This window comes from Sellimonas catena (assembly GCF_027924685.1).
Taxonomy (GTDB): Bacteria; Bacillota; Clostridia; order Lachnospirales; family Lachnospiraceae; genus Sellimonas; species Sellimonas catena.
The window spans coordinates 66,828-75,121 of record NZ_BSBO01000018.1 but is presented as its reverse complement, the minus strand read 5'-3'; the positions used below and the strand labels follow the sequence as shown (position 1 = coordinate 75,121).

General features: G+C 46.6%; 7 protein-coding genes, 1 tRNA gene and 1 rRNA gene. 1 reads left to right on the top strand and 8 read right to left on the bottom strand.

Translation table 11 applies throughout. The features are described 5' to 3' along the window. Positions 1-466, bottom strand: a 16S ribosomal RNA gene (locus Selli1_RS09745); the annotation flags it as partial. Positions 467-754: 288 nt separating this feature from the next. After that, positions 755-842 (bottom strand) — tRNA-Ser (locus Selli1_RS09740). Positions 843-1,130: 288 nt separating this feature from the next. Between Selli1_RS09740 and Selli1_RS09735 the strand changes: the two genes are divergently transcribed. Further along, complete coding sequence (locus tag Selli1_RS09735; protein ID WP_281872907.1) at positions 1,131-2,054, top strand: alpha/beta fold hydrolase; 924 nt, start codon at positions 1,131-1,133, stop codon at positions 2,052-2,054. A gap of 91 nt (positions 2,055-2,145) precedes the next feature. Here the strand turns inward: Selli1_RS09735 and Selli1_RS09730 are convergent, their stop codons facing one another. The 6 genes from Selli1_RS09730 to Selli1_RS09705 all read right to left on the bottom strand — a co-directional run bounded on the left by Selli1_RS09730 (position 2,146) and on the right by Selli1_RS09705 (position 8,286). Continuing rightward, entirely contained in the window at positions 2,146-2,511 is a 366-nt protein-coding gene (locus tag Selli1_RS09730) for a DUF1667 domain-containing protein (protein WP_087166490.1), read from the bottom strand. A gap of 2 nt (positions 2,512-2,513) precedes the next feature. Then, on the bottom strand, positions 2,514-3,779 hold the full coding sequence (locus Selli1_RS09725; protein WP_281845484.1) for an NAD(P)/FAD-dependent oxidoreductase: 1,266 nt from the start codon (positions 3,777-3,779) through the stop codon (positions 2,514-2,516). Positions 3,780-3,796: 17 nt separating this feature from the next. Next, positions 3,797-5,233, bottom strand: a complete 1,437-nt coding sequence (locus Selli1_RS09720) for an NAD(P)/FAD-dependent oxidoreductase (RefSeq protein WP_281845485.1) — start codon at positions 5,231-5,233, stop codon at positions 3,797-3,799. A 33-nt stretch (positions 5,234-5,266) separates the two neighbouring features. Then, positions 5,267-6,763, bottom strand: coding sequence for a glycerol kinase GlpK (gene glpK / locus Selli1_RS09715; RefSeq protein WP_281845486.1), 1,497 nt, complete (start codon positions 6,761-6,763; stop codon positions 5,267-5,269). A gap of 38 nt (positions 6,764-6,801) precedes the next feature. Then, positions 6,802-7,371 carry a glycerol-3-phosphate responsive antiterminator gene (locus Selli1_RS09710; RefSeq protein ID WP_118636256.1) on the bottom strand — a complete coding sequence of 190 codons (570 nt, stop codon included), beginning with the start codon at positions 7,369-7,371 and terminating at the stop codon, positions 6,802-6,804. 204 nt (positions 7,372-7,575) lie between these two features. Then, on the bottom strand, positions 7,576-8,286 hold the full coding sequence (locus Selli1_RS09705) for a lysophospholipid acyltransferase family protein (RefSeq protein WP_087166494.1): 711 nt from the start codon (positions 8,284-8,286) through the stop codon (positions 7,576-7,578). Positions 8,287-8,294: the final 8 nt, after the last annotated feature.

The window sequence follows — 8,294 nt, the reverse complement described above, 5'->3', positions numbered from 1 at the left end:
TTCTTCCCTGCTGATAGAAGTTTACATACCGAAATACTTCTTCCTTCACGCGGCGTCGCTGCATCAGGGTTTCCCCCATTGTGCAATATTCCCCACTGCTGCCTCCCGTAGGAGTTTGGGCCGTGTCTCAGTCCCAATGTGGCCGGTCACCCTCTCAGGTCGGCTACTGATCGTCGGCTTGGTAGGCCGCTGCCCCACCAACTACCTAATCAGACGCGGGCCCATCCTGTACCACCGGAGTTTTTCACACAAGAACATGCGTCCTCGTGCGCTTATGCGGTATTAGCAGTCATTTCTAACTGTTATCCCCCTGTACAGGGCAGGTTGCCCACGCGTTACTCACCCGTCCGCCACTCAGTCACAGTCTTCTTCATCCGAAGAATCTAAAGAAAGTGCTTCGTTCGACTTGCATGTGTTAGGCACGCCGCCAGCGTTCATCCTGAGCCAGGATCAAACTCTCGTTAAAAGTGTTTGTTCCGGTCAAGATCAACTCTCGCTAATCCATCCCGTTACTGTTGTCTGGTTTGTGGAACTTGAAGTTCCTTGTTCTGAATAATTCTCATGAATTTTCAGGGATCGTTGTCTATTGTTCAGTTATCAAAGTTCTTTGTTTTCGTTGCCGCTCTCTCGCGACAGCTATATTAGACTATCACATCCGCTCGTTTCTGTCAAGCACTTTTTTAAAACTTTTTTTGTTTTTTTGATCTGATAATCTGTTCTTTATTTATCACCCGAAAAAAGGCAATAAATAAAACGGAGAAAGAGGGATTTGAACCCTCGCGCCGGTTGCCCGACCTACACCCTTAGCAGGGGCGCCTCTTCAGCCTCTTGAGTATTTCTCCGGATACTGAATTCATGTCAGTATTTTATTACGCGTTCCATAACGCATGAGTAATTATACTAAACTCCTTTCTTATTGTCAAGCAGAATTTTTCGGTTTTCTTGCCAATTTTTGAAATTTCACTTTTTTCATCTTTCATTATATAATTCTCTCTCCGTTTTTCCTGTTTTAATTTAAGAAAGCCGGAAAGATACGCATTCTTTCTTGACATCATTTTTTCTGAATTCTACAATGATTTTAGACAGATGAGATGAACTTACGATCTGTAATCTAGAATGGAGGTGTTTATATGTTACATGAAGTTCAGTTTCCATCTTATAATGAACGTGATACCGTCTGTGGCTGGATTTACGTTCCTGCTGCAAAGCCGAAGGGCATTGTCCAGCTGATCCACGGATATGGGGAACACTCACGAAGATATCTTCACATGATTTCAGCCTTTGTTGATGCCGGCTATATTGTTGCGGCCGATGATCATGTAGGACATGGAAAAACGGCTATGATGAACAATACCTGGGGAGACTGGGGTGACAAGGGATGCCATACTATGATGGAAGATGAACATGCACTGACCGGGATTGTCCGCGAAAAATATCCGGAGCTTCCATATTTTCTTTTCGGACACAGCATGGGATCTTTTATCGCAAGAGATTATGCAGCCAAATATGGTGCAGAGCTGACCGGTGTCACAATCTGCGGTACCGCCGGTGTTTTCCGGGGAGCCGGGGAGGCGGAGGAGGAACTGAAAGCAGTTGTCGACAGTGGCCATGGCGATGAGGCAGATCCGTCCTATGCCGGAAAACTTCTCGGATGGATGTGTGAACGCTGCGAAAGTTCTGCTCTCGGCAATGAATGGATTTGTTCTGATCCATATGTTCAGAAAGACCATGCGGAAGATCCGTTCGATGCTTTTACCAAGCCAACGCTGAATCGTTCTCTTTACTATTTCACTCAGATGATGCGTGTAATCACAGGAAAAGAGTGGGCTGAAAAAGTACCTGCTTCTCTGCCATTCTATAATATTGGAGGAGATCAGGATCCGGTCGGCAACTATGGTCAGGGTCTCTATGAAGTATCCAACTGGCTTCATGATACCGGGCATCAGGTTCAGACAAAAGTGTATCCTGGATACCGCCATGAAATTCACAATTACGCAGACATCCGCTGTGATGTAGAGCAGGGGATTATCGACTTCATGGACAGTCTGATCTGACATCCGGCTCCGATAAGATATTCTGCATAAATAATTAAAATGTGCCGTACAGGAATTATATTCTTTTCCGTGTACGGCACATTTTATTTCTTTATGCTTTTTCTACATGTTTCGTCGCAACAATATCCACGCCTGTCCCGGCCACATCTTTCAGGATTACGTCGCCAATCTTTACCGGAGCTTCTTTCTCGATTCCTTTGAGTGCTTTGACGCAGTCAAAAATCTTCCCTTTTGGAATATCTTCCTTTGTCTTTACCGATACCATATCTTCAGCTCCGCCTTTTACCCGGATCGTGGAAGTCACAATCCGGGTCGGATTTGTCACTTCCTTTCTCGCGTAGATATCGCCTCTTTTGCATGTATTTCCTGTAACACTTACAACCTGTCCATCTTCCATCTCTACCGTAATCGGACAGCCCATCGGACAGCTGATACAGGTTAAATGTCGAATTTCCATTTCTACGCCTCCTCTATTGTTACTGTAATTATTTTCAGGTCAGCATGCTGAGAAAGTTGTTCCTTTGTCAGCCTGATCTCTTCCATCTCGCCCGGAGCCACAATCTGACGTCTGCGGCGCATGACCCTTTCCTGATCAAAATATACACTTACATAACAATTTTTAAATACTGCTCCCGCACGGAAGCGTACAGTAAGCTCATTTTCCATCCGTTCCGGATCAATCGTGGATGGAACCGTATAGCGTACTCCTCCTGTCGGATTCATTGTGATTCTCCGCCCGCTTCCCGGTCTGCTTTCGCCTTTTACATACGCTGCCGCATGTTTTCCCGCCGCAGCTGCCTCCTCAGACACAAAGTCCACCAGGTCATGTACGTGAAGCACGTTTCCGCATGCAAAGACTCCCTCAATATTTGTCTCAAGACTCTCATTGACAACCGGACCGGATGTAACTCTGCTCATTTCCACACCCATGCCGCATGAAAGTTCGTTCTCCGGAATCAATCCGACAGAAAGCAGAAGTGTGTCACATGAATACTCTTCTTCCGTTCCAGGAATTGGTTTCCCGTTTTGATCCACTTCGGCCAGTGTGACTCCTTCCAGCCGTTCCTTTCCCTTGATGTCTACAACTGTATGACTTAATTTCAGCGGAATTCCATAATCGTCGAGACATTGAACAATATTCCTCTTCAGTCCTCCGGAATACGGCATCAGCTCCGCTACCACTTTGACTTTTGCCCCTTCAAGCGTCATTCTCCTGGCCATAATCAATCCGATATCTCCGGAGCCAAGGATCACGATCTCACGCCCCGGCATCATGCCTTCCATGTTGACCAGTCTCTGTGCAGTACCAGCGGAATAAATGCCTGCCGGACGATATCCCGGAATATTCAGCGCTCCTCTGGACCGCTCCCTGCAGCCCATAGACAAAATGACAGCCTTTGCCTGAATTTCAAACAGCCCTTCTTCCTTATTCATGGCCGTTACCACTTTTTCATGGCTGATATCCATAACCATGGTATTCAGCCGGTATTCAATGCCAAGTTCAACCACCTGATCAATAAACCGCTGGGCGTATTCCGGTCCGGTCAGTTCTTCCTGAAAAGTATGGAGGCCAAATCCATTATGAATACACTGGTTCAGGATTCCGCCAAGCTCCTTGTCTCTTTCCAGAATCAGAATACTGTCTGTTCCATTTCTTTTTGCTGAGACTGCGGCTGCAAGCCCTGCCGGTCCTCCCCCGATGATGACAATATCATAGTTTTTCATCTCCGAAGCCTTCCTTTCTACAATCTGTCTTTATTTGTACCGACGACAAGCCGGGACTCTCCGCCCGTTTTTGTAATTTCGGACATGTCTTTTCCCAGTTCCCGTGCGAGAATTTCCATGGTTCTTGGCGAGCAGAATCCAGACTGGCATCTTCCCATTCCTGCCCGTGTACGCCTTTTTACTCCATCCAAAGATTTTGCACCGAGCGGACGGTGAATGGCATCCAGAATCTCTCCTTCTGTAATCATTTCGCACCTGCAGATCACATTTCCGTATGCCGGCTCCTTCCGGATCAGCTCCGCATGTTCTTCTGTTGACAGCGTATTTGGATCAAGAATACCTTGCCTTGTCTCTATGAAATGCTCCTTCTTCTCCAGCCTCATTTTTTCTTTCAGAATATCCGCCACCATCTCCCCAATTGCCGGACAGCTGGTAAGTCCAGGGGATTCAATTCCCGCACAGTCAATAAATCCTTTTGCGTCCTCAACTTCTCCGATGATAAATTCACTGCCATCCTCATGAGCACGAAGTCCTGCAAAGGATGTGATGACCTGTCTCATCGGAAGGTCTTTCACACTTTGTCCCGCCTTTGTGATAACCTCATCAAGTCCTTCTCTGGTCGTATTGGTTCCTTCTTTATTTTCAATATCATTCGCAGTCGGTCCCAGAAGCAGATTGCCGTGTACCGTCGGTGTCACAAGAACGCCCTTTCCATATTTTGTCGGAAGAGAAAAGATGGTTCTGCTCACATGCTGACCGGCTGTCTTATCAAGCAGACAGTATTCCCCTTTTCTCGGCGTGATGTGAATCTTTTTCCTGCTGACCATATTGTGAAAACGGTCTGCATACACCCCGGCCGCATTAACAACGTACCTTGTCTGGAAATTTCCCTGATTTGTATGAAGTTCATATCCGCCGTCAATCTTGACAATGTTCTCCACTTCTGTTCCTAATCGAAATTCCACTCCGTTCTCACATGCGTTTTCCGCCAGAGCAATATTCAGTTCAAACGGACAGACAATCCCTGCTGTTGGCGCATAAAGTGCCGCACAGACCTGATCATCCAGATTCGGCTCCATGGCCTTTGCCTCTTCTCCGCTGATGATTTTTAAGTCTCTGACTCCATTTTTCAGTCCTTTCTCGTACAGTTCCTGCAGTTTCGGCATATCCGTTTCGTTCAGACAGATGACAAGAGAACCGATTCTCCGAAACGGAAAATCCAGGTCTTTTGAAAGCTGTTCCATCATCTCATTCCCTTTGACATTCAGTTTTGCCATCAAAGATCCCGGAACTGCATCATACCCTGCGTGTACAATCGCGCTGTTGGCTTTTGATGTTCCGCAGCAGACATCCTCCTCTTTTTCCAGGACACAGGCTTTGATCTTGTATCGGGAAAGTTCCCTCGCGGATGCCGCGCCGGATACGCCCCCTCCGATTATGATCACATCATACATCTCTTCTCGTCTCCCTTCTTCCTGACACCATTCTCAGTCTTCTTTTGCCCATCCATAGGCATATTTTACAGCTTTATTCCATCCTTTGATTTTTTTCTGCCTCTTTTCTTCATCGATGGATGGAAGGAAAATCTGATCGATCTTCCAGTTTCTCTTTACATCCTGTTTATCTTTCCAGTATCCTACTGCAAGTCCTGCCAGATAGGCAGCGCCCATTGCCGTAGTTTCCACGCATCTTGGACGGTTGACCGGAGCATTGATGATATCCGACTGCGTCTGCATAAGGAAGTTGTTTGCACTTGCCCCGCCATCCACTTTCAAAGATGCCAGCCGGATTCCCGAGTCTGCTTTCATCGCTTCCAGCACATCGTTCACCTGATATGCGATAGACTCCAGTGTAGCCCGGATAATATGATATTTGTTGACTCCCCGGGTAATTCCCACGATCGTCCCTCTTGCATACTGATCCCAATGTGGTGCTCCAAGTCCGGTAAATGCCGGAACAACATAGCATCCGTTCGTATCCTTTTCTTTTTTTGCCATATATTCCGAATCTGCCGCCGAATCAATCAGTCTCATTTCATCCCTGAGCCACTGCACTGCTGCTCCCGCGACAAAGATGGAGCCTTCAAGAGCATAATTCACTTTTCCATCCATTCCCCAGGCAATCGTGGTAACCAGTCCGTTTTGAGAAAAAACAGGTTTTTCTCCCGTGTTCATCAGAAGAAAGCATCCCGTTCCATATGTATTTTTCGCTTCTCCTGCCTCGAAACAGGTCTGTCCAAACAAAGCGGCCTGCTGATCTCCTGCCGCTCCTGCAATCGGAATCGCTCCGCCCAGAAATGAAGGGTCTGTCTCCCCGTATATGCAGCTGGACGGTTTCGGCTCCGGAAGCATGGCCTTCGGAATATCAAGTTCCTGAAGAATCTCATCGTCCCATTCCAATGTATTGATATTAAACAGCATGGTTCTGGACGCATTCGAATAATCTGTCACATGGACAGCACCTTTTGTCAGTTTCCAGATCAGCCATGTCTCCACGGTTCCAAACAAAAGCTCGCCTTTCTCGGCTCTTTTCCTCGCTCCCGGCACATTATCCAGAATCCATTTGATCTTTGTAGCTGAGAAATACGCATCAATCACCAGACCTGTTTTCTCCCGGAATTTTTCCGTCAGTCCTTTTTCCACAAGAGAATCACAGTATTCAGATGTCCTCCGGCACTGCCAGACAATTGCATGATAGACCGGTTCCCCCGTATTCTTATCCCAGACAATGGCGGTCTCTCTTTGATTGGTAATACCGATTGCCGCAATATCATCTGCTGTAGCGGAAATCATATTCATTGCTTCGACAGCCACTCCAAGCTGGCTTGCCCAGATCTCATCCGCGTCGTGCTCCACCCAGCCCGGCTTTGGAAAATACTGGCGGAATTCCCGCTGAGCCACGCTGCACATTTCTCCCCTCTCATTAAACAGGATACACCTGTTGCTTGTGGTTCCCGCATCCAGCGCCATTACATATTTAGCCATATTCAGTTCCTCCTTTTTTTCGGCTCCTGTGCCGTATTTTACATTGTCCAGACATTCTGGTTTGTGGAAGAAACACACAATGCTCCTGCCGACAGTGCAGCCATAACGGATTTTCTGTCTGTAATCAAACCTCCTGCGATAATCGGGGTCTTCAGATCCTGACAGATGTTCCGGATAATATCCGGCATCAGTCCGGGCAGGATTTCAATGACATCCGGTCTGACTCCGCCCGGAAGAGTCCTGACATTTTCCAGCGCCATGGAATCAATCAGGAAATACCGCATGACGGTGAACATTCCCAGTTCTCTCCCTCGTTTGATCAGAGCCGGTTTTGTAGAAATGATCCCGTCCGCCTGCGTAGCCTTTTTGATAAAATCCACCGCAATCTCCCTGCTTCCAAGTCCGGTAATCAGATCTGCATGGACAACTGCCATCTTCCCCGACTCCTTGATTCTTCCTACAAGATCCGGAATACTGCAGAGATCTCCAAAAAGGATGAAGACAACCTTGATGTCTTCCAGACTGCAGCATTTCTCCAGTCCCTCCTCATCCTTCACCGCCGCAATCACCGGATTTTCCTCCAGCATATCATAGAATCTCTGGTTCATTTTTCTTCCACTCACTTCCTTCATTCTGATTCTCCGGAATCAGAAACTCTATCCTCCTCTGTTTCCAGAAAAAAAGAAGAGCAAAACAAAACAACATCTCTGTTGTCCTGTTGCTCTCCCGTCTCAGCATTTGTTCTTCAATTAAGAAAAGTTTATCATAATGCTGTCTCTTTTACAAGAGATCCTGCCGAAATTCTTATGGTATCAGATATTCTCTTCTATTGTCTGTTCGATCCTTTTTTTTACCTCTGCTGCAATCTCCGTCGTTTTCATGTCTTTGTATTCTTCGTAATACATCGGTTTCAAAAAATGAACCTGTACAGTCACCGGTTTGATGCTGTTTGTATCAAACGGCTTAAATGCGTCAATCAGTGCCACCGGAATGATCGGACATTTTGCCTTTGTTGCCGATTTGAAGCTTCCTCCTTTGAAAGTCCCCGGTTTATTTCCCTCTTTAGATCTTGTTCCCTCCGCAAAAATCAGGTAATTTCTTCCACTTTTCACTTCATTTGTCACATCGATGATGACCTGCATGGCCTGCCTGACATCCTCCCTGTCAATCATGTACGCCTTCATGCAGGCAAAGACCTGTTTCAGAAACGGAATATTGGCAATTTCCTTTTTTGCGACAACCGAAAAAGGAACCGGGCATGCCTCAAGCACTGCCAGCACATCGTAAAGCCCCTGATGGTTTGGGAAAAACATAAATCCGTTTTCTTTCGGGATGTTTTCCTGTCCGTGTACTTCGATATGGACGCTGCCTCCCTTATTTGCCTTGTGGTCAATATACTTTAAAAGGCGGTATCGCTCTTCTTCCGTATATTTATCTACGTGGCTGGCGTAATAGCACAGTTTAATCCATCCGTACGGAACAAAAATCAGATTCCGGATGACCATCATTAATATACGCTTCATTTTTCTTC